The 21,749-nt window shown below is 65.2% G+C and carries 20 protein-coding genes and 2 pseudogenes; 10 read left to right on the forward strand and 12 right to left on the reverse strand.

The window, feature by feature from the left end:
* Both ON44_RS52810 and ON44_RS53785 read right to left on the reverse strand, forming a co-directional pair.
* Positions 1 to 160 (reverse strand): annotated as a pseudogene (locus ON44_RS52810) (oxidoreductase); the annotation flags it as partial.
* Between the two features lie 47 nt (positions 161 to 207).
* Positions 208 to 708: pseudogene (locus ON44_RS53785) on the reverse strand (phosphatase PAP2 family protein); the annotation flags it as partial.
* A gap of 160 nt (positions 709 to 868) precedes the next feature.
* Between ON44_RS53785 and ON44_RS54115 the strand changes: the two are divergent.
* Positions 869 to 1,756, forward strand: a complete 888-nt coding sequence (locus ON44_RS54115; protein ID WP_083898170.1) for an ADP-ribosylglycohydrolase family protein — start codon at positions 869 to 871, stop codon at positions 1,754 to 1,756.
* On the opposite strand, the gene ON44_RS26510 is transcribed toward ON44_RS54115, so the two are convergent.
* From ON44_RS26510 to ON44_RS26555, 10 genes are all read right to left on the reverse strand, one after another.
* On the reverse strand, positions 1,665 to 4,178 hold the full coding sequence (locus ON44_RS26510; RefSeq protein WP_040695019.1) for an ABC transporter permease: 2,514 nt from the start codon (positions 4,176 to 4,178) through the stop codon (positions 1,665 to 1,667). The genes ON44_RS54115 and ON44_RS26510 overlap by 92 nt on opposite strands.
* A 174-nt stretch (positions 4,179 to 4,352) precedes the next feature.
* Positions 4,353 to 5,126, reverse strand: coding sequence for an ABC transporter ATP-binding protein (locus ON44_RS26515; protein ID WP_040694972.1), 774 nt, complete (start codon positions 5,124 to 5,126; stop codon positions 4,353 to 4,355).
* A gap of 81 nt (positions 5,127 to 5,207) precedes the next feature.
* Entirely contained in the window at positions 5,208 to 5,633 is a 426-nt protein-coding gene (locus ON44_RS26520; protein ID WP_040694974.1) for an acyl-CoA thioesterase, read from the reverse strand.
* 54 nt (positions 5,634 to 5,687) lie between these two features.
* On the reverse strand, positions 5,688 to 6,506 hold the full coding sequence (locus ON44_RS26525) for an alpha/beta fold hydrolase (protein WP_040695020.1): 819 nt from the start codon (positions 6,504 to 6,506) through the stop codon (positions 5,688 to 5,690).
* Between the two features lie 78 nt (positions 6,507 to 6,584).
* Positions 6,585 to 7,163 carry a TetR/AcrR family transcriptional regulator gene (locus ON44_RS26530; protein ID WP_040694975.1) on the reverse strand — a complete coding sequence of 193 codons (579 nt, stop codon included), beginning with the start codon at positions 7,161 to 7,163 and terminating at the stop codon, positions 6,585 to 6,587.
* Between the two features lie 11 nt (positions 7,164 to 7,174).
* Positions 7,175 to 8,641: an FAD-dependent oxidoreductase gene (locus ON44_RS26535; RefSeq protein ID WP_040694977.1), complete on the reverse strand. Its 1,467-nt coding sequence runs from the start codon at positions 8,639 to 8,641 to the stop codon at positions 7,175 to 7,177.
* A 12-nt stretch (positions 8,642 to 8,653) separates the two neighbouring features.
* Complete coding sequence (locus ON44_RS26540) at positions 8,654 to 9,121, reverse strand: carboxymuconolactone decarboxylase family protein (RefSeq protein ID WP_051182488.1); 468 nt, start codon at positions 9,119 to 9,121, stop codon at positions 8,654 to 8,656.
* Positions 9,122 to 9,140: 19 nt separating this feature from the next.
* A complete protein-coding gene (locus ON44_RS26545; RefSeq protein ID WP_040694978.1) occupies positions 9,141 to 10,013 on the reverse strand; it encodes an NAD(P)-dependent oxidoreductase in 873 nt (290 codons plus the stop codon).
* Entirely contained in the window at positions 10,010 to 10,762 is a 753-nt protein-coding gene (locus ON44_RS26550) for an SDR family oxidoreductase (protein WP_040694981.1), read from the reverse strand. The genes ON44_RS26545 and ON44_RS26550 overlap by 4 nt, the downstream gene beginning before the upstream one ends.
* Before the next feature lie 28 nt (positions 10,763 to 10,790).
* Positions 10,791 to 12,287, reverse strand: a complete 1,497-nt coding sequence (locus ON44_RS26555) for an aldehyde dehydrogenase (protein ID WP_040695023.1) — start codon at positions 12,285 to 12,287, stop codon at positions 10,791 to 10,793.
* A 317-nt stretch (positions 12,288 to 12,604) separates the two neighbouring features.
* Between ON44_RS26555 and ON44_RS26560 the strand changes: the two genes are divergently transcribed.
* The 9 genes from ON44_RS26560 (at position 12,605) to ON44_RS26600 (ending at position 21,736) form a co-directional block, all read left to right on the forward strand.
* Entirely contained in the window at positions 12,605 to 13,810 is a 1,206-nt protein-coding gene (locus tag ON44_RS26560) for a cytochrome P450 (RefSeq protein ID WP_040694982.1), read from the forward strand.
* Positions 13,810 to 14,616, forward strand: a complete 807-nt coding sequence (locus tag ON44_RS26565) for an SDR family oxidoreductase (protein WP_040694983.1) — start codon at positions 13,810 to 13,812, stop codon at positions 14,614 to 14,616. Before ON44_RS26560 ends, ON44_RS26565 begins: the two co-directional genes overlap by 1 nt.
* A complete protein-coding gene (locus ON44_RS26570) occupies positions 14,613 to 14,870 on the forward strand; it encodes a ferredoxin (protein ID WP_040694984.1) in 258 nt (85 codons plus the stop codon). The genes ON44_RS26565 and ON44_RS26570 overlap by 4 nt, the downstream gene beginning before the upstream one ends.
* Positions 14,870 to 15,421: a Cif family virulence factor gene (locus ON44_RS26575; protein WP_040694986.1), complete on the forward strand. Its 552-nt coding sequence runs from the start codon at positions 14,870 to 14,872 to the stop codon at positions 15,419 to 15,421. The genes ON44_RS26570 and ON44_RS26575 overlap by 1 nt, the downstream gene beginning before the upstream one ends.
* Entirely contained in the window at positions 15,415 to 16,659 is a 1,245-nt protein-coding gene (locus tag ON44_RS26580) for a hypothetical protein (RefSeq protein WP_040694987.1), read from the forward strand. The genes ON44_RS26575 and ON44_RS26580 overlap by 7 nt, the downstream gene beginning before the upstream one ends.
* 12 nt (positions 16,660 to 16,671) lie before the next feature.
* Positions 16,672 to 18,297: an acyl-CoA synthetase gene (locus ON44_RS26585; RefSeq protein ID WP_040694988.1), complete on the forward strand. Its 1,626-nt coding sequence runs from the start codon at positions 16,672 to 16,674 to the stop codon at positions 18,295 to 18,297.
* Between the two features lie 109 nt (positions 18,298 to 18,406).
* Positions 18,407 to 20,002, forward strand: a complete 1,596-nt coding sequence (locus ON44_RS26590) for a succinic semialdehyde dehydrogenase (protein WP_051182483.1) — start codon at positions 18,407 to 18,409, stop codon at positions 20,000 to 20,002.
* Between the two features lie 25 nt (positions 20,003 to 20,027).
* The gene (locus tag ON44_RS26595; RefSeq protein ID WP_040694990.1) at positions 20,028 to 21,254 is read left to right on the forward strand and encodes a cytochrome P450; all 1,227 of its coding nucleotides are present in this window, start codon (positions 20,028 to 20,030) and stop codon (positions 21,252 to 21,254) included.
* Complete coding sequence (locus ON44_RS26600) at positions 21,251 to 21,736, forward strand: glutathione peroxidase (protein ID WP_040694991.1); 486 nt, start codon at positions 21,251 to 21,253, stop codon at positions 21,734 to 21,736. The genes ON44_RS26595 and ON44_RS26600 overlap by 4 nt, the downstream gene beginning before the upstream one ends.
* Positions 21,737 to 21,749: the final 13 nt, after the last annotated feature.

Raw genomic sequence — 21,749 nt, forward strand, 5'->3', positions numbered from 1 at the left:
GTCGCGCCCACAGCACGCGCCGCTTGTCGATCGGGACGTACGCGGAGTCGATGCCGAGCAGCGATACGCCGCGCAGGATGAAGGGCATGACGGTGGTCGGCAGATCCGAGCCGCCGGTGAGGCCGCTGACCGCGACCGCACCGCCGTAGCCGATCGCGCTGGGTTCGATAGCCCGCCGGAATCCGGTGAGCCATAGACGGATTGGCCGTGTATGGCGGCGAGGTCGACAAAGCCGAATTCGGGCAGCATGCGCGGCGGCGCGAGTGGTATCAGCACATGCACCACGAGCGCGGCTCCGGTCAATGCCACCATCAGGTTGCGGGTCCAGCGGTAGTGCTCCGGCCGGAAGACCCACAGCCACAACAGCACCCCGACCGCCACCGTGAAATGTGCGGTGGCGTAATAGAAATTGGCCGGTACCGCGAGAAAATCCCGATGCAGGAATACCGCCTGCACCGTCGTCTCCTCCGGCAGCCCGAGCTTGTCCTCGAGCCCGAGCATTTCCCTGGCATTGCCGAGTGCGTGCACGGTGTCGTCGGCGGTGAACATCCGCCCGACCCGATAGGCCAGATAGAGCACGGTGATCAATGCGAGCTGCCTGACCGCCTCGCCGCCACGGCCGTGCACCGCCGCCCTCATCTTCTCGGCGATGCCGCCGACCGCGGGCGAAAAGCCCACGTTCGGACCACCGAGACCCACTGCCACCATCGCCAGCGGCCTCCTTACCCATCCAACCCCACATGTTAAACGGAGTAACAACCTCCGTTTACCGTAGCATCACTCGTTAGCCAGACTCAGCACACTGTGACCGGACAGACACATCTCCGATGGGCTCCTCGACGATCGCGACACCCTGGAGGGCGCCCACATGCTGCGCCGTGGAGGTTTCCCTGGCCTGCACCCTGTTTCGACTGCTCACCGGCCACGCGACGTTCAATTCGACGAACGCGGCAGTGGTGAGCGAGTGCCCGAGCAGCACCAACCAGGTACACCGCTCGACACCCGCCCCGCCCCCAGCAACGACTCCAAGGACTGCGCGGCCGTCGTCCGTGCCGCACTGTGCGGACTCGACCGCCGCAGGACCATCGGGCAGATCTTCGAATTCGGCTGTGACGCAGCGGTACTCACCCACGGCAATCCGAGCGGCTGGCTGCCTGCGCGGCACCAGGGCCGCGATCATCGCGGGTCTGTCCCGGGGTGCCGATCTCGGTGCCGCACTCGATCCGGCCCGCGCCGAACTCACCCGGCACGACAAACACGACGAGACCTCGACCGCACTCGCCGCCGCCATCGACCTGGCTGCACGCGGGGGCGGCCGGATGCCCGGGCGGGAGGATATGGAGGCCTCGGCTGGATCGGTCCGGAAGCCTCGGCCATCGGAGTATTCGCCGCACTCGCCGCCGAGAAGGTCGGTGGCACACCGGAACAGATGTTCCGCAATGGAATCCTGTTCGCGGTCAACCATTCCGGCGATAGCGACTCCACCGGAGCCATCCTCGGCACCCGCTACGGCCGCCGCGCCATTCCACCCGAATGGCGCGCACCATGCTCGACGCCGGTCCGATCATCGAACGCTTGGCCGCGGACTCTGTATCGAATTCGGCCCCACTCCGCCGAGCGACGCCTACGATGCGCCGACGGCGGAGTGGGATTCCGAGACGGACCTACAAGTCCGCGATGGCGGCCAGTGGTGGGGTGCGGGCGGCGCGGATACCCGGCCACAGCGCGGCGAGCACACCGACCACGGCCGAACTGATCAGCACGAGCACCAGTTGGTTCCATGGGATGGCGATCTCATCGATGCCGAGATCACGCAGGGTCCGCAGGAAGCCGACACCGAGACCGAGGCCGAGCAGCATGCCGACGATCGCACCGAATACCGCTATCAGCATGGATTCCAGATAGATGGTTCGGCGTACCTGAGCCCGCTGCATGCCGACCGCGCGCAACATGCCGATCTCCCGACGCCGCTCCACCACCGACAGCGCCAGGGTATTGACGATGCCGAGAATCGCGATCACCACCGCCAGTGCGAGCAGTCCGTACAGGATGGCGAGCAGCGTATTGATCTGCTTGCCCTGCGCACCCTTGAACTCCTCCCGATCCTGCACCTGGACCACGACGAACTGCTCGGTCGCATTCTCCAGATCGGTGCGCATCCGAGTCAGATCGGCACCGGGCTCGGCCTTGACGAACATGAGCAGGTTGGTCCGGAAGTTGACCGGCATCACCTCGTCGTACATGACCGGCGACACCACCAGCGGTCCGAGCAGCGGCGTCTTCTTGTAGATGCCGACCACCTCGACCGGAATCTTCTTGAACCCCAGGCTCGTCACGGTGACCTGATCGCCGACCTTCCAGCCGCGCTTATCGGCCTCGTCCTCCGACACCATGACATCGTGGTCGCCCAGCGTGTTGGTGCCCTTGATCATGTTGTAGTTCAGGACGCTGTCGGGCGAGCCATCGAATTCGGTGCCGGTCAGCTGCTCATCGCCGACCTTGAACGTGACACCGCGCAAGCCGACCACATCGGCCACCCCGGGCACCGATTTGCGCACAGCGTCACCCGCACCGAGCGGCACGCCGATCATCTGCGGTCCGGCCAGCACATAGTCGGCCTTCACTCCCTTGTCGACGAGCACGCTCACGCTGGCCTTCGCCGATGCGCCGAGCATGCCGATCGCGGTCACCAGCATCAGACCGAGAGTGAGCGCGAAAGCCGTTGCGGCAGTGCGCCGTGGGTTGCGCGCGGCATTATTGCGCGACATCCGGCCGATCGGGCCGAACGGCCGCAGCAGCACCCCGAGACCGCCCACCACCGGCCGCGACAATGCGGGCGCGGCGAGCAGTACCGCGAAGATCAGGCCGAGCGCGCCGATCCCGACCGTCAATGCGGCATTGCCGCCGGTCTTCTGCGCACCGAGCACGACGAGCACCACACCCGCGACGGCCAGCGCAATGCCCACACCGGTCCGCAGCCGCAGCGATTCACCGGCCGAGGCGAACTCCTCGCGCATGGCCTCCACCGGCGGAATCTTGGCGGCGCGACGCGCGGGCGCATAGGCGCTGACCACCGTCACCAACACCCCGACGAGCAGTCCGACGATCACCGTGCGCGGCAGCACCGTCAACGATCCGGTCGGCAGGCCGAGATCGAACGCATTGAGCAGTGCCGAAAGCCCGAAGGCCAGACCGATGCCGCCCACCAAACCGATTGCGCTGCCGACCAATCCGATGACCAGCGCCTCTGCCACCACGGATCGGCCGACCTGTTGCCGACTCGCGCCGACCGCGCGCAGCAGCGCCAGCTCACGCAGCCGCTGGGCCACGATCATCGAGAAGGTGTTGTAGATGATGAAGGTGCCGACGATCAGTGCGATCGCACCGAAGGCGAGCAGGAAGTAATTGATGAAGTTGAGCGCGTTGGAGACTTCCTTCTTCAGATCGGCGCGCACCTGATCGCCGTTCTGCACCTTGTAATCCACCAGCACGTTCGCGATCTTGTCGCGCAGGTCGTCACCCGGTATGCCGACGGCCGCGATATCGATATAGGCGACATGCGAGCCGTCGGTGAACAACTGGCGCGCCTGCGCGTCGTCGAACAGCACACCGATGAAACCGCCGGTGTCCGAGGGGACTTCGTAGATTCCGGTGAGGGTGACGTCGATCGGATTGCCGTGCGAGGGAACCAGCACCTTGGTCTTGTCACCGACATGCAGACCCGCACGTTCGGCGCCACCGGTATTGAGTGCGATTTCGCCCTCGTGCGCCGGCGGGACGCCCTGCACGAACTTGTCCGGTTCGGCGACCGCCTTATCCGGCGGTATATAGGACTGGCCGAAAGTCGGTGCGCCACCGGTCTGTACGGCCTTCTTACCATCCGGATACAGCAGCACCAGCGGTCCGTTGACGCTGGGCGCGACCGCCCGCACCCCGTCCATCTTCGAGATCTGGTCGACCACGCTGAGCGGAATGCCCTGTGCCTGTTGCTTTTGCGGACTCACCCGCACATCGACGCCCTTGGCCTGATTGGCGAAGATCCCGTCGAAGGTCCGCTGCAGCGTATCGGTGAAGACGAATGAGCCTGCGATGAATGCGGTTCCGAGCACCACCGAGAGCAGGGTCAGTGCCAGTCGCACCTTGTGCGCGGCGAGATTGCGCAAGACCACCTTGCGCATCGGTTTGCCGCTCACGACTGCGCCTCGCTGACGCTCGGCTCCGTCGTGCGCGGAGGCGCACTGTGTCTTTGGTTCACTCGCTGACGCTCGCTCACGACTGCGCCTCGCTGACGCTCGGCTCCGTCGTGCGCGGAGGCGCACTGTGCCTTTGGTTCACTCGCTGACGCTCGCTCACTAGACCTGCTCCAGCGACTTCATCTTGTCGAGCACCGATTCGGCGGTCGGATCGCGCAATTCGTCGACAATGCGACCGTCCGCGAGGAACACCACCCGGTCGGCATATCCCGCCGCGTGCGGCTCATGGGTGACGATGACGACCGTCTGCCCGAATTCGTCCACCGCCGCGCGCAGGATCGACAGCACCTCCTCCGAGGCGCGCGAATCGAGATTGCCGGTCGGCTCGTCACCGAAGATGATCTCCGGCTTACCGGCCAGCGCCCGCGCGCACGCCACCCGCTGCTGCTGCCCGCCGGACAGTTCGCTCGGCCGGTGGGTGAGTCGATCGGTGAGCCCGAGCCGCTTGATGACCGTATCCAGCCAATCCTGGTCCGGCTTGCGGCCCGCGATATCCAGCGGCAAGGTGATGTTCTCCTGCGCGGTCAGCGTCGGCACCAGGTTGAATGCCTGGAAGACGAAGCCGATGCGGTCGCGCCGCAGCCGGGTCATCTCCTTATCGGAGAGCCCCGCGAGATCGGTATCGCCGATCCGCACGGTTCCCGTGCTGGCACTGTCCAGGCCGGCCAGGCAGTGCATCAGGGTCGATTTGCCCGATCCGGAGGGCCCCATGATCGCGGTGAACTCCCCCTTCACGAATTCGGCGGAAACCCCATCCAGCGCCCTGACCTGAGTATCTCCGTGGCCGTAGACCTTCACCAGGTCGATGGCGCGTGCCGCGACAGTGGCGGCAGCCGAATTCTCGAGGTCGGCACCTAGGGCTTGCGAAGTCATGGAACCCAGTCTGTCGGGTATCGCGCGCCCGCGCCATCAGGGACCTCCCCCAAGTCTCGAGGTCTCAATGAACCCTTAGAACTACGCCGATCGGCCCAGACCGAAGACCGTCGGATCCTCCGCGAGGTCGCGAAAGTAGCGAGCGCCGTCCGGCACCAAGCGCCGTTCGGTGAGATCGAGCAGACCCCCGACGCCGACGATCTCCGCGGAGACCGTGCCATCCGCCTTGCGAATCTCCTGGATGGTCCGGTGGGTCTTGCCATCCCAGGCGAAATCGCAAGTGACAGTGACCTCGTCGCCCACGAAGAGTTCCTGTTTGAACTCGAGCGTCACCTGCAGCGAGATCGGCCCGACCCCGGCGTCCTGCAACTTCTCCTGCGATAAGCCGCCCTCCCGCAGGCAGGCCCAGCGCGCCCGTTCCGCGTATTGCAGATAGACGGCCTGGTTCATATGTCCGTTGCCATCGATATCATCGGGCGACACGGTGATGGAGAGCGCGAATGCCATTCGCTCACGGTAGCGGCGGGGTATGACAAGTATCCGCCGCTACCGCACCGGCCCTCATGCCTTGATGAAGTCGAGGATGTCGGCATTGAGCTGCGCGGCGTGCGAGATCATGATGCCGTGGCCGGTGGCCGGGTATTCCTTGTAGGTACCGCTCGGAATCAGGTCCTTGATCACACGACCGCAGAGGTCGATGGGTGCGGAGGCGTCGGCGTCACCGTGGATGACGAGCGTGGGCAGTGTGATTGCGCGCAACTCGTCACGGAAGTCGGCGTTGTAGATCGTATTCATGATCTCGTCCGCCGCGAGAAGTGAGCAGTCCATACACTTCTGGACCATCCACGCGATTCGCGCCGAGGACACCTGGTTGCCCAGATGCGTCGCGAAGAATGCCTGGGCGTTCTGCTCCATCCACAGCGGTCGGTCCGCGGCGCGGGCCGCGCCCACCGCATCGAAGACTGCCTTCGGCACGCCGTTCGGATTGTCCTCGGCCTGTGCGAAATACGGCATCGTCACCGAGACCAGCGCGACCCGGCTGATCCGATCGCTGCCGTACCGGGTCAGGTACCGGACGATCTCACCGCCCGCCATCGAATGCGCGACGACGGTGACCTCGCGCAGATCGAGATGTTCCAGGAATGCGGCGAGATCCCCGGCCAGGGTGTCGTAGTCGTACCCGTGCCCGACCCAGTCGGACTTGCCGTGACCACGCCGGTCGTAGGACAGGCACCGCAATCCCGCCTTGGACAGCGGCAGCATCTGCAACTCCCACGAAGTACTGCTCAACCAGCCACCGGCGAGGAACAGCACCGGCTGCCCGGAACCCCAGTCCTGGTAGTGCAGCGTGGTGCCGTCATGCGATTCGAAGTAGGGCATCGGTTTCTCCAATCATCTGGTGCCCCACCATCATTGCGCCACCCGATAATGAAGTCGATTACCTCACGGGTAAGTGCCCTACTTCAGAATCAGCAGTGCCGACTTCTCGATGCGGTCGGCGATTTCGGAGTAGGAGGCGTAGCCCATGCCCGCGCGGACGAGTGCGCCCGCGTAGACGAGTTCGAGGGATTCGACTACGTCCTGGTCGGCGTCGGGGCCGAGGGCGCGGACCAGTCGTTTGCGGATTTCCATGCCGATCCGCGCACGGAGGTGGGCGACGTCGGGATCGCGGCCGAGCAGGGCGCTGGTGACGGCGCCCGAGAGTTCCTGTTCGTCGGCGACGAGCATGGCGATATTGCGGAGTTCGGCGACGACCCGGACGGTGGGGTCCGGGTCATCGCTGACGGGAGCCGAACTGGCGAACAGTCGACGCCAGAAGATCTCGGCGACGAGGTGTTCCTTCGAGGAGAAGTAGGTATACGCCGTGGCGGTGCCGACGCCGGCCGCCGCGGCGACCATGCGGATGGTCATCCCCGCGAAGCCTTCGCGCGCAAGCACTTCCACCGCGGCCTTGGTCAGCTTGTCAACGGTGTCGGCCTGCTTCTCGGTGAGGCGACGCCGGGTCGCCTCCAGAATGATGGACTCGCCTTCGGACATGTGTCTAGATCCTACTTTGCGGCGGCGCGACCGGCGCGTCGGCCATAGAAGCTGCCGTCACCGAGAGACGCACCGCTGACATAGCCGCCGGCACAGAGCCCGGAGGTGCAGCGGCCCGCGGCGAACAGGCCGGGAATCGGTTCACCGGAGACGTGCAGCACTCGCGAGTCCAGATCGGTGCGCAGGCCGCCGAGGGTGAAACCCGCGGTGAATCCCCGCATGTCGAAGGCGGCGAGCGGGGTGCCGATCGGCTTGACCCACTCCGGCTTCTTCCCGAGCAACGGATCCTTGCCGTTGGCGGCGTGCAGGTTGTAGCAGTCGACGGTGCCCTGCAACGCGCGCTCCGGCAGACCCATATCGGACTCCAACTCCGCAACCGTCTCGGCCGCCCAGGTCGGCGGCTGCCGGAAGAACGGCGTGGATGTCACGGTGGCCAGGGCCGCCTCGAGCGACTCCTCATCGATGACCAGAAATGCCTGATTATCCTGCTGGATCAGCGTCGCCTGGCCGATCCGCCCCGGATAGGTGTCCTCCGGGATATAGCGCTGACCACGCCCGTTGACCAGGATGCCGCGCGCCAGCAGCTGCGGATCTCCGAAGAACGCCACCTCGGTGGCATCCATATGCGCCAACTCGGCGCCGAGCGCCTGCGCGACCAGGATGCCGATGCCGTCGTGCTCCTCGATGGCGGCGGCGGGCCGCCCGATCAGCCGCGGCGCATAGCCCTCGACCATCTGCTGGTGATAGGCGAAACTGCCGGTGGCGAGCACGACCCCGCGTTCGGCGCGGATCGCGACCTCCTTGCCGAAGCGCGTCGCGAGGACGCCGACCACCCGATCGGTTTCGTCGATCACCAGCCGCCGGATCCTGATGTCGTATTCGACACGGACACCGAGACTTTCGGCGGTATCGGCCAGCGGCTTCATCAGCATGTAGCCGCCGCTCTTGGCGCCGATCTTCTTATCCGCCATTTGCGGAACGTGGCCGCGCGGAGCGGGTTTCGCGATCGCGTTGAACGGCGCGGCATTCTCACCGCCGGAGTACATCAGCCCTTCGTCGTGCGGTGGCTCCCAGCCGGGCTCACCCCAGAACTCCTCCTTGAACGGCACCCCGCAGGAGACCAGCCAGTTGTAGTGCTCGACGCTGTTCTGGCAGTAGTCCGCGATTTTCGCCCTATCCTGTCCGGGACCCAGCGCGGCCTGCAGGAATGTCTCCATATTCTCCGGCGTGTCGTCGAAGCCGAGCGCCTGCTGCAAGGGTGTGCCGCCACCGAGGTAGATGAATCCGCCCGCCATGGCCGCCGCACCGCCCCAGCCGCCGGTGCGCTCCAGGATCAGCACCTCGGCGCCGGCGCGGGCGGCCTCGATGGCGGCGCAGACACCGGCGATGCCGTATCCGGCGACGACGACATCCGCCTCGAAATCCCACGCGGCAATCGCGTCGGCACGCAGCGGCCGGATCTTTGCGGCATCAGACATGTTTCGCGTTCCTCACTTACTCGCGTCGTCGGACGACACAGACGATTCGGATTCCCCCACCTGTTCGGACTGCTTGCGTGCCGCCTTTTTCTGTTGGGCGACAATCGTTCCCACCAGCAGGTCGAGTTTGGTGCCGGTCGGCCAGCCGACGTAATAGCAGAGGAACAGCGCGATCTCGTGCAGCTGCGCCTCGGTCAATTCCGCATTGCGCAGCGCCGCGCCGATCTGGATACCCGCCGTATCCATCGCGCCCTGGGCGGCGAGCGCACCGAGCAGGATCAGTCGGCGGTCCCGAATGGTGAGCCCAGGGCGCGACCAGATTTCGGCGAAGAGATGATCGGCCGTCACGGCGAAATGGTCGCTGGGGTAGTCCTGGAATTCGGTGCCGTAGACCTCGGCCATCTTGGCCAGCCCGCGCTGACGTACCGAATCAGCAGATCCGTTGTCATGCCCGCCCGTCACCCGATCGCCACCTCTCATCGAATCGCTACGCGGTGCTTCACTCATTGGATTCCCTTTCCTTCGGCACGCCGAGCCCGGGCCCGAGGCGGTCGAGAGCCAGTTCGGCCAACGGCAATTCGACGCCGAGTCTGGCGCCGAGATCCAGGGCCAGGCTCAGATCCTTTTCGCCGAGATCGCGCACGTGGCTCAAGATCGGCAGCCAGAAATCATTCGGTTCGATCGGCGCGGTGCGGTCGCGCAGCATGATCGCGCCGGGGCCGCCGGTGACCGCATCCGAGTGCCGAACGACGTTGCCCAGCACGGTGATATCCAGGTCCGCCGCCTCGGCGAGCCGCTGTGCCTCGGTGGCGGCGGTGAATGCGATGAAGTGCAAGAGGTTGCGCGCCAACTTCATTCGGGTGCCCGCACCGACCGGTCCGGCGTGCACGACCAGATCGGCGAAACAGCCGAAGGGTCCGCGCACCCGCTCGAAAGCCGTATCACTGCCGCCGACCATGACCGCGAGTTTGCCGCGCGTGGCCCCGGCCGCACCACCGCTGATCGGCGCGTCCACCAATTCGACGCCGTACTCGGCGCATTCGCCCGCCAGCTCTTCGGCGGTCCGGTCGCTGATGGTGGAGTGCACGGCGATAACGGTGCCCGGGGCAGCCGTGCGCAACACCCCTTCCGGTCCGGTCACCACCGCCCGCACCTGTACGTCGTCCAGTACGGTCACCGAAATAACGGCCGCTTTCTCGGCGATTTCCGCGGCCGAAACGGCCGATGCCGCACCGGCTTCGGTGAGCGGCTGCACCGCATCCGGGCGCATATCGCAGACGGTGAGCCCACCGGGCCAAGACAGCAGGCTTTTGGCCATCGGTGCGCCCATATTGCCCAAACCGATGAAGCCGACCGGCAATTCGCTACTCATGACCGGAACACTTGTCCGCCGTCGATATTGAAGATCTGCCCGGTGACCCAGCTGGCCTCGTCCGAGAGCAGATACAGGCAGGCGCCGACCAGGTCATCCGGTGTTCCCATGCGCTTGAGCGGCAACCGTTTCACCATATCGTCGACGATGACGCTCGGTGTCACGGTTTTGGTGGCTTCGGTATCGATGGGACCGGGCGCGATGGCATTGATACGGATCTTGGAACCGCCGAGTTCGAAGGCGAGCTGCTGGGTCAGGCCATTGATACCGACCTTGGCCAAGCCGTAAAAGCTGGAGTAGGTCCATGCGGCGGTGGAGGATTGGTTGACGATCGAACCGCCGCCCGCCTTGACCATGTGCTGCCACACCGCACGGGTCATGATCAGCGCACCGTCCATATTCACGCTCATGAACTTCTTGTAGTAGTCCCACGGCACGCTGAGCAGCAGATTGAGTTTCATATCGCCGTAGATGGCGGCATTGTTCACCAGATGGTCGATCGCCCCGAATTCGCGGACGGTCAATTCGGCGAGAGCGGTGGCCGATTCCGGATCGGCCACATCGACCTCGCCGAAGATGGCGCTGCCGCCACCGGCGGTGATCTCGGCCGCGACGGCCTTACCGCGTTCGGCATTCAGGTCGGCGACAACGACATTGGCGCCTTCGTTCGCCAGCGCCTTGGCGTATGTCGCGCCGATACCTTGGGCGGCGCCGGTGACGATGGCGGTTTTCCCCGGGAATCGAGTCATAAAATCAGCTCCTTGCAGCTTTTGTGGTCTAACCGGCGGTCGCGACGAGCTTGGTTTCCAGGTATTCCTCGAATCCGGCGAGGCCCATTTCCCGGCCGATACCGGATTGTTTGTAGCCGCCGAACGGTGCGTCGGCCGAGTACCAGATGCCGCCGTTGACGCCGATCGTGCCGGTGCGAACGCCGTTGGTGACGTGCCGAATTCGGTCCGGGTCGGTGCCCCATACCGAGCCGGAGAGGCCGTACGGGGAGTCGTTGGCGATCCGGATCGCATCGTCGTCGCCGTCGTGCGGGATCACCACGAGCACGGGTCCGAAGATCTCCTCGCGGGCCACTGTCGCGGTATTGGGCAGGTCCGCGATCAATGTCGGTTCGATGAAGTAACCGTGTTCGCGGCCCGCCGGTCGGCCGCCGCCGACCACGATCCGGCCGCCCTCGGCACGCGCGATCTCCAGATACCGCTCGACTCTCGCCCGCTGGCGCTCGGAGATCAGCGGTCCGCAGACGGTGCGCGCATCGGCGGGATCACCAGGCGCGATGCCCGCCAGGGTGGCCGCCGCGGCCTGGATCGCTTCGTCGTATGCCGCGCGCGGCACCAGCAGTCGGGTCGTGAGGGCACACCCCTGTCCCGCGTGCACGGCCACCGAAAACGCCGCCACCGAACAGGCTCCCGCGATATTCGCATCGTCGAGCACGATGAATGCCGATTTGCCGCCGAGTTCGAGGAAGGTCTTCTTCAAAGTCGTTGCCGCGCCGGTCATTACCGATCGACCGGTCTGCGTCGATCCGGTGAAGCTGATCATATCGACGCGCGGATCGGTGGTGAGCTGCGCGCCGAGACCGTGATCGGTGGAGGTCACGATATTGACGACGCCGGGCGGAATATCGGTCTGCTCGGCAATGATCGCGCCGACGGCCGCCGCACACCACGGGGTATCCGGTGCGGGCTTGAGCACCACGGTATTTCCGGCCGCGAGCGCGGGACCCAGTTTGGCGAAATTGATCTGGTGCGGGAAGTTCCACGGCGTAATTGCCCCGACAACGCCGACCGCCTCGCGGCGCAGCACCCGATGACTCTTGATACCCATGGGCGTCGCGGTGCCGAGATCGGTTTCCCAGCTGTAGGTTTCGGCCAGCGAAGCCGAGTACGAAAGATCGGCGACCGGCCCTTCCAATTGTGGCCCTCTGGTCAGCATGGTCGGCGCGCCCGCCTCCGCGACGGTGATCTCGCGCAACTCGTCGACATTGGCCTGCAATGCGGTGCGCAACTGTTCGAGGCAGCGGGCGCGGAAGGCGTGATCACGCGACCAGTCGGTGTCGTCGAATGCGGTGCGCGCGGCCGCGATGGCCGCGTCCATATCCGCGCCGTTCGCATTCGCGGCCTGACCGATGACCGCTTCGGTCGCCGGGTTCACCGTCGCGAAGACACCGTCCCCGCCGGTGACCAGTTTGCCGCCGATCAGCAGGCGCGAACCGTCGGCGGGCAGGAGGCTGCGCCCACCCGTCGCCCGACCACCGCCCCCCATCGAATCGCTGCGCGATGCTGCATTCATAAAGGCTCCGATACTGTCTGGACAGGTGTACGGAATATAGTCTCGGTCTGCTACCGGGCGCAAGAACTCGTTTCAGAACTGCGCTCCGAAGCCAGGCAGACCGCACCCAACGAGAACTACCAGCCATCATTCGGGACCAACCCCGGCCTCACCTAGATTGTTCAGGAAACCTCTGTCGATTCCGGCATGCCGGTGGTACCGTCCAGACACATGTCCAGCTATGTGTCTCCCATCGATGACGCGACACCGGTCATCGATGAGAACTGGTTCTCGAATTCCGGGTTATCGCGATGACGGCCGCCTCACTGGAGCCCCTGACCTTCGACCCCTACGACTACGCGTTCCACGAGGACCCGTACCCCACCTACGAGCGGCTGCGCACCGAGGCGCCGCTCTACTACAACGCCGACCTGGATTTCTGGGCGCTGTCCCGGCACGCGGATGTGACCGCGGCCTTCCGCGACAGTGTCCGCCTGTCCAGCGCCAACGGTGTCTCGCTGGATCCGGCGGCCTGGGGCCCACACGCAAGCCGGGTGATGTCGTTCCTGGCCATGGACGATCCGCGGCATATGCGCATGCGCCGCCTGGTCTACAAGGGCTTCACCCCCAAGCGGGTGGCCGAGATGGAAGACCGGATCAGGGACCTGACGCTGTCCTACCTCGAACCGGCACTCGCGACCGGCGAGTTCGACTGGGTCGATGAGGTCGCGGGCAAACTCCCGATGGATGTCATCTCCGAACTGATGGGCGTGCCCGAGGCCGACCGCGCGGAGATCCGCAGGCTGGCCGATCTGGTGGTGCACCGCGAGGACGGTGTCCTTGATGTCCCGATGGCCGCCGCGCAGGCATCGATCACGCTCCTCACCTACTACGCGGATATGGTCGCCGCGCGCAGGCGTGCTCCGACAACGGATCTCACCTCGGCGCTGCTGGATGCCGAAATCGACGGCGACACCCTGTCCGACGAGGAGATCATCGGCTTCATGTTCCTGATGGTGGTGGCCGGTAACGAGACCACCACCAAACTCCTCGGCAATTCGCTGTATTGGAGCGCGCGCAATCCGAGCGAATACGCCAAGGTCGTCGCGGAACCCGAGCTGGTCACCGACTGGGTCGAGGAGACGCTGCGCTACGACACCTCCAGCCAGATGGTCGCGCGCTGTGCCGCGGTGGATATCGACCAGCACGGCCGCACCATCCCGAAGGGCGCGAAGGTGCTGCTGCTGATCGGTTCGGCCAATCGGGATCCGGAGGTCTTCGCCGACGGCGACAGCTACCGCATCGAACGCACCGACAAGGCCGGACTCGCCAGTTTCGGTGCGGGCGTGCACTTCTGCCTCGGCGCCCACCTCGCCCGGCTGGAGGCCAACGTAGCGCTGCGCGAATTCGCCTCGCGCGTGCGGTCTTACGACGTCGTCGACGCCGGGATCAAGCGCGTGCACTCGTCCAATGTCCGCGGGTTCGCCAACCTGCCCATCATCGTGGAGGCGAAATAATGCCACGCTTCGAACCGAATCCGGTACGCCGACCGGCGATTGTGGCCGGAGCATCCTCCGGTATCGGCGCGGCGACGGCCGAGGCGCTCGCCGAACTCGGCCATCCCGTCGCGCTCGGCGCACGCCGCGTGGATCAATGCGAGGCGCTGGCGGCCAAGATCCGCGCCAATGGCGGCGAGGCCTTCGCCCACCAGCTCGATGTCACCGACAAGGCATCCGTCGACGATTTCGTCGCCGCGGCCGAAGATACCCTCGGGCCCACCGAAATCCTGGTCTCCGGTGCGGGCGATATCGAATTCTCGCTGGTGCACGAGATGGAACCGGATCGGTTCCTCCAGCAGGTGCAGGTGCATCTGGTCGGCGCGCACCGGTTGGTGCACCGGGTGCTGCCGGGCATGATGCGAAGGCAGCGCGGCGATTTCGTCTTGATCAGCTCCGACTGCGCCGAGGAACCACGCCCGCGCACCGGCGCCTACAGCGCTGCCAAAGCCGGGCTCGAGGCAATGGTCCAGCAGATGCGAATGGAGTTGGAGGGCAGCGGAGTTCGCGCATCACTGGTGCGCCCGGGCCCGACACTGACCGGCATGGGCATGAATTCCACTCCCGAGGTGGTCGGGCCGATGCTGGAGGACTGGAAGGCCTGGGGTTTCGCCCGGCACCCGTACATGCTGCGTGCCGGCGATCTGGCCGCCGCGGTCATCGCCGTGGTCTCCGCACCACGGGGCGCGCATCTCGTGCTGGTCGAGGTCCAGCCCGAGGCCCCGCTGCGTCCGTTACCGAATGCCGAGGACAGGAGCCAACCGTGAGAATCATCGCCGATCTGGATCTGTGTCAGGGGCACGCCGTCTGCCAGGACGAAGCGCCCTCGGCCTTCACCGTGCCCAAGCGCGGCAAGGTCGAAATCCTCGACCCGACACCGGGTCCCGAAGCCCGCGCGGATATCGAACGCGCGGTGCGCTACTGCCCCACCCAAGCGCTGTCGATCCGTGAGGACGAGCCTGGGGGATGGCAGCCTGCGGAGCCGGCGGGGCGGGTAAACACTGCGAAAGGAACACAGTAATGCCAGACTTCGACCGCGCCGAACTCGACGAGATGGTCCGGCGCTGGGTGCTGGAGAATCAGCGCTGCGAGGAAAAGGGCGACTGGAAGCCGCTCGCCGAGATGTACACCGAGGACGCCACCTACGGCTGGAACTACGGCCCGACCCAGGAATTCATGGCGGTCGGCCGCGCCGAGATCCGGGAACTCGCACTCGGTCAGGAGATGCAAGGGCTCGAAGGCTGGTCTTATCCATACCAACAGTTCGTCATCGATGAACGCAGCGGCGATGTCATCGGCTTCTGGAAGCAGGTCAGCGACAACAAGCGACCCGATGGCCGCAACTACAGTCCGGAGGGCATCGGTGGCAGCTGGTTCCGCTACGGCGGCAACTACCAATGGTCCTGGCAGCGTGACTTTTTCGACTTCGGCAACGTCTCGCAGTTGTTCGTGGAGATGATCCAGAACAACGCGCTTACCGCGGGTATGCAGAAGCGCATCCAGCGGTCGGTCTCCGGAAAGACGCTGCCGGGCTGGTATCGGATCGGCGAAGCACCGGTTCCACTGTGGTGATATCGAGCTTCGACCGGTTGTCGCGGGCCCAACTGGCGACGCTGGTGCCCGAACTGCTGCTGTGCGGTCATCTGATCGACCGGTCCGGAATGGCGCACTCCATCGGGGCATTCGGGCGCGAGGGCATGGCGGCGGTTGCCATCGAGGAGTGGCAGCTCGCCAGTCCGGTCTATACCCGCCGCATGCGCCGCGCGCTCGATTTCGAGGGCGATGACGTGCCGACGATCTTCAAGGGTCTGCAACTCGATATCGGTGCGCCGCCGCAGTTCATGGACTTCCGTTTCCGCGTCGACGATCGCGACCACGGCGAGTTCTGGCTGGACCACTGTGGCGCGCTGGCGGATGTGGAGCCGCTGGGCGAGGAGTTCGTGGTGTCCATGTGCCACGACATCGAGGATCCGACCTTCGATGCGACCGCCCTCGCGACAAATCCGCATGCCCAGGTCCGGCCGATCCACCGGCCGCCGCGTCATCCGGCGGACCGAAAACCGGTGTGCGCGTGGACCGTCATCATCGACCCGGCACACATCCCACCGCCCGCGCCGCCGAATGCCGAGGTGGTGGCCAACTCCCGAGCCGCACTGCTGGAGCTGTCCCCCATCGATAAGGACGATCCCGGCCAAAGCGATTACGCCGGTCCACTGCTCAGTGATCTGCGGTTCGCCGACTTCTCCAAATCTGCGCTGGTGCGCATGGCCGACGAGGTCTGCCTGCAACACCATCTGCTCACCATCGGTTTCATGACCGCCGTGCGCGCTCGGCTCACCGACGCCGCAACGGATATCGGCCGCAAACAATTCACCGGCATCGCCGGACTCACCTCCGAGCGGATTCGCAACGCACTCGGGCTCGGCGACGATCCGCCCGCGCTGGCCGAGGTATTGCTCCTGCATCCGGCATGGAATCCCTTGCCGTACACCGGTATCGACGTATCCGTTACCGACGATTCGCTGCGACTGCGAGTGCCGTGGCACAGCGATGCCAATACCGACCGCACCTGGCCATCGATGATCGATCCCGATCATCTAGCACCACTGGCGGCCATGGTGCGCGGCGTGAATCCACGGTTCGACGTGCACTCGACCACCTCCGACGAGCACGGTTGGACCGCCGAAATAGCCCTTGCCGCAGCGCCGTTCAAGGAGGCGACCGAGGTGTCCATCACCCGGATCAGCACCGGCGCCGCCTTCACCTTCACCGACCGCGGCATTCCGCTGCCGCTCACCGTCATTCGCTGAGAGTGAATTGCCATGTCTCACAATTTCGCCGACCTCTTCGAGCATGCGGTCGACGCGATGCCGGAGCGCACCGCGCTGATCGAGGGCGATCGCGCACTCACCCTCGCCGAACTCGACGCCCGCGCGAATCGCCTCGCCGACCATCTCGGCTCGATCCGCGTCGGCCCTGGAACGCACGTGGGTTTCCAGATGCACAACGGCATCGAAACCATGACCACCCTTATCGCCTGCTTCAAGCTGCGGGCAGTACCGATCAATATCAACTATCGGTACGGCGTCGAAGAACTGCGCTACCTCTACGACAATGCCGACCTCGAAGTGCTTGTGTGCCATGCGACATACGCAGGCACGGCACTGGAAGCACTCGCCGACACGCCGTCGATCCGCGTGCTGATCGTCGACGACCGGCCACCCGCTCGAATTTCCACTGACACCATCACCCAGGCAGACCCGTCCGCCTCGTATGAGCAGGCCTTACGCTCGAGCTCCCCAGCCCGCCGCGCCGTCGACCGCAGCCCCGACGACCTGTTCATGATGTACACCGGCGGCACCACCGGCCGACCCAAGGGCGTCATGTGGCGGCAAGAGGATATGTGGCGGGTACTCGGTGGCGGCATCGACTTCTACACGAACGAACCGGTTTCCGACGAATATCAACAGTCCCGTGTCGGCGCACAGGGCGAACCGAGCACCTGGTTCATCCTCCCGCCGCTCATCCACGCCGCCGCGATGATGCCGTCCTTCACCGCCCTGTGGTCCGGCAATGCCGTGATCTTCGAGCCCAAATTCGATGCACAGCGGGTGTGGCAGGTGGTCGAACAACATCGTCCGCAAATCATGGTGATCACCGGCGATGCCATGGCGCGTCCGCTGATCGATGCCTACCGCGCCGCCCCGGTGGACGCATCCTCGCTCGTCGCCATCGGCTCCGGTGCCGCGCTGCTGTCGCAACCGGTCAAAAACGCACTGCTGGAACTGTTTCCGTCGACGGTCGTCTCCGACTCCATCGGCTCCTCCGAAACCGGTTTCGGCGGCATCGGTTTCGCACAGAAGGACGACAATCCCGGCCGCGGTCCACGCGTACAGAGCGGGCGCGGCGCGATCGTGGTCGATGATGCGGGACGCCAGGTCGAACCCGGTTCCGAGGGCTGGCTCGCCAAGACCGGTGCGGTGCCGATCGGCTACTACAAGGATCCGGAGAAGACCGAGCGGCTGTTCAAGACGGTCGACGGCACCCGGATCGTGGTGACCGACGATCGCGCCAGGGTCGAGCCGGACGGCTCGGTGACCCTGATCGGCCGCGGCAATATGGTCGTCAATACCGGCGGCGAGAAGGTCTTCGTCGAAGAGGTCGAGAGCGTGGTGAAGGCGCACGAGGCCGTCTACGACGCCGTGGTGATCGGGGTGCCGCACGAGCGCTGGGGCCAGCAGGTGGCGGCGGTCATCTCGGTCGCGGGCGCCGGACCGGTGGATTTCACCGCACTCGAGCGCCATGTGCGCAAGCATCTCGCCGGGTACAAGGTGCCGAGGCAGATCTGGCTGGCTGACGTGGTGACGCGCGCCCCGAGTGGGAAGCCCGATTACCGCTGGGCCCGGGAGTTCGCGGCGGGCCGCGCACCGGATCATCAGGCGGATTGACTATGTCTCGGCATGCATTCGACCAGGTCATCCCGCTCGAGCCCCTGACATTCACGATGAGAACGTGTTCTAATTCGAGGGCATCTGCCGTCAGCACGGAGAAGGTCCGATGAATACAACCGAAGCCAAGAAGGAATCCGCACCGGCGCTGCCCGCCCGGATCACCGAAGCGTTGATCGGCAGGCTGACCGAAATGGTCGCGTCCTCCGGTACCGCCGATCCGTATTCGATGGTCGAGGTCTACACCGGCGCCGTGGTCGGCGCACTACCGCAGTCCACCCCTGAGGACGTCGCCGCCGCCTATGCGACCGCCCGCGCGGCCCAGAAGGAATGGGCGGCCTGGCCGCTTCAGCGCCGTCTCGAGGTCTTCGAACGCGCCCACGACCTGATCCTCGCCGAATACGAAACCATCGCCGACCTGATCCAGATCGGCTGCGGTAAGACCCGCCGCATGGCCTTCGAGGAATCCTGCGATGTGCCGATGGTCATCAGCCACTACCTGAAGACCGCACGCCGGGTTCTGAAGCCCAAGCGGCGCGGCGGCCCGGTGCCGCTGATCACCACCTCGACCGAGGAGCACCGCCCCAAAGGCGTCGTCGCGGTCATCGCGCCGTGGAATTTCCCATTCGCCATCGCGCTGTCGGATTCGATGCCCGCGCTGATGGCGGGCAATGGCGTCGTACTCAAGCCCGATAACAAGACCGCGCTCTGCGCGCTGTTCGGGGTGGAACTGCTGTATCGGGCGGGCCTGCCGAAGGGGCTGTTCCAGGTCGTCTGCGGTGAGGGTCCCGACGTGGGTCCGACCTTGATCGACAATGCCGACTTCGTCATGTTCACCGGCTCGACCGCGACCGGCCGGGTGGTCGGCGAAGGCGCGGGCCGCAATCTGATCGGCTGCAGCCTCGAACTCGGTGGCAAGAACCCGATGATCGTGCTGGACGACGCGAATCTCGACGAGGTGATTCCCGGCGCGTCATTCGCGGTCTTCGCGAATTCGGGCCAGGCCTGTATGCACATCGAGCGGATCTATGTGCAGGACCGGCTGTACGACGAGTTCGTGCGCCGATTGGTCACGGCGGCAGACGAATTGAACGCCGACATCGGCGCGGCCTACGACTTCACACCGGAATTCGGCTCGCTGGTCTCGGTGCAGCATATGGAGCGGGTCGCGGCGCACGTCGAGGACGCGCGCACGAAGGGCGCGACCGTGCTGACCGGCGGCAAGGCGCGACCGGATATCGGCCCGGCCTTCTATGAACCCACCGTGCTGACCGACGTCACCCCCGAGATGACGCACGCGAGTGCGGAAACCTTCGGTCCGGTGGTGAGCGTCTACCGGTTCACCGACGAGCAGGACGCCATCCGGCTCGCCAACGACACCTCCTATGGCCTGAACGCCAGCGTGTGGAGCCGAGATCTGGCCCGCGCCAACCGAATCGCCGCCCAGCTCGAGGCCGGGAATATCAATATCAACGACGGCTTCGTGACCACCTACGCCGCCAAGGCCACCCCGTCCGGCGGCGTCAAACAGTCCGGCGTCGGCACCAGGCACGGCGATCAGGGCCTGCTCAAATACACCGACACCGTGAATATCGGCGTGCAGAAGCGCCAGGTGATGGCGGCGCGCGCGGGCCTGCCCTACGAGAAGCAGCTGAAGACAACGCTGACGACCCTACGACTCATGCGCCGACTCAGGCTGCGCTGAAACACTTTTCACCCAGGAGGTAGCTATGGCAGCGCCCGCGTTCCCGGCAGGCTTCGATTTCACCGATCCCGGGCTGTGGGAAAACCGCATGCCGGTCGAGGAATTCGCGACCCTGCGCCGCACCGCACCGGTGTGGTGGTGCGCGCAGCCGGATGCGACCTCGGGCGGCTTCCGCGACGGGGGGTACTGGGTGGTCAGCAAATACGAAGACGTGAAGGAAATTTCGCGCAGCCCGGAAATCTATTCCTCCGCGCAGAAGGGCGCGATCATCCGGCTGCCCGACGATGTCACGCCGGAACAGATCGAACTCACCGGTGCGATGCTGATCAATATGGATGCGCCGAAGCATGCCAAGATCCGCCGGATCGTCTCCAAAGGATTCACCCCGCGTGCGGTGGAGGGACTGCGCGCCGCACTCACCGAACGCGCGGCGCGAATCGTGCACGCGGCCAAGCGAACCGGCGGCGGCGATTTCGTCGAGCAGGTGGCCTGCGAACTGCCGTTGCAGGCCATCGCGGAACTACTCGGCGTGCCGGACGACGATCGCCACAAGCTGTTCGAATGGTCCAACCAGACGCTGAACTACGACGATCCGGAATACGGCGACGCGACTGCCGCCTTCACCGAAATCCTCGGTTATGCCTGGAATATGGCCGAACAGCGGCGCGCCTGTCCGGTCGACGACATCGTCAGTCAATTGGTGCACGCCGATGTCGACGGCGAGGCGCTCGGTTCGGACGAATTCGGGTTCTTCGTCATCCTGCTCGCCATCGCGGGCAATGAGACCACCCGCAATGCCATCACCCACGGCATGAAGGCCTTCGTGGACCATCCGGAGCAGTGGGAGCTGTATCGGGAGCAGCGACCGCGCACCGCACCCGACGAGATCGTCCGCTGGGCGACCCCGGTGAATGCGTTCCAGCGCACCGCGGCCCAGGACACCGAACTCGGCGGGCAGCAGATCAAGCAGGGGCAGCGGCTGGGAATCTTCTACAGTTCGGCCAACTTCGACGAGGACGCCTTCGAAAATCCGTTCACCTTCGACGTACTGCGCGATCCGAATCCGCACGTCGGATTCGGCGGCACCGGTGCGCATTATTGTGTCGGGGCGAATCTGGCACGACTGGAGATCGACCTGATGTTCAATGCGATCGCCGATGCGATGCCCGAGATCAGCCAGGTCGCCGATCCGGTACGGTTGCGATCGGGGTGGATCAACGGAATCAAGAACTGGCAGGTGCGATACGAATGAATATCCGCAACATTCCCCTACGTACCCTCTCCGGCGACCCGGCAACATTGGGCGAATTGGTCGGAGATAAGGCGGTACTGCTGGTCAATGTGGCCTCCAAGTGTGGGCTGACGCCGCAGTACACCGGACTCGTCGAACTTCAGAAAACTTATGGCGACCGCGGTTTCAGCGTGGTCGGCGTGCCGTGTAACCAGTTCATGGGCCAGGAGCCGGGTACCGCCGAGGAAATCGCGGAATTCTGCTCGACCACCTATGGCGTCGACTTTCCGCTGCTGGAGAAGACCGATGTCAACGGCGACGAGCGGCATCCGCTCTACCAGGCGCTGGTGGAGACCGCGGATGCCGAGGGCACGGCCGGTGATATCCAGTGGAACTTCGAGAAATTCCTGATCGATCGCGAAGGTGCGGTGGTCGGCCGGTTCCGGCCGCGCACCACCCCCGATGATGCGGTCGTCGTCTCCGCGGTCGAATCGATTCTGTAGCAATAGGAGCCGG

The sequence above is a fragment of the Nocardia vinacea NBRC 16497 genome (assembly GCF_000308835.1).
GTDB classification, from domain to species: domain Bacteria; phylum Actinomycetota; class Actinomycetes; order Mycobacteriales; family Mycobacteriaceae; genus Nocardia; species Nocardia vinacea.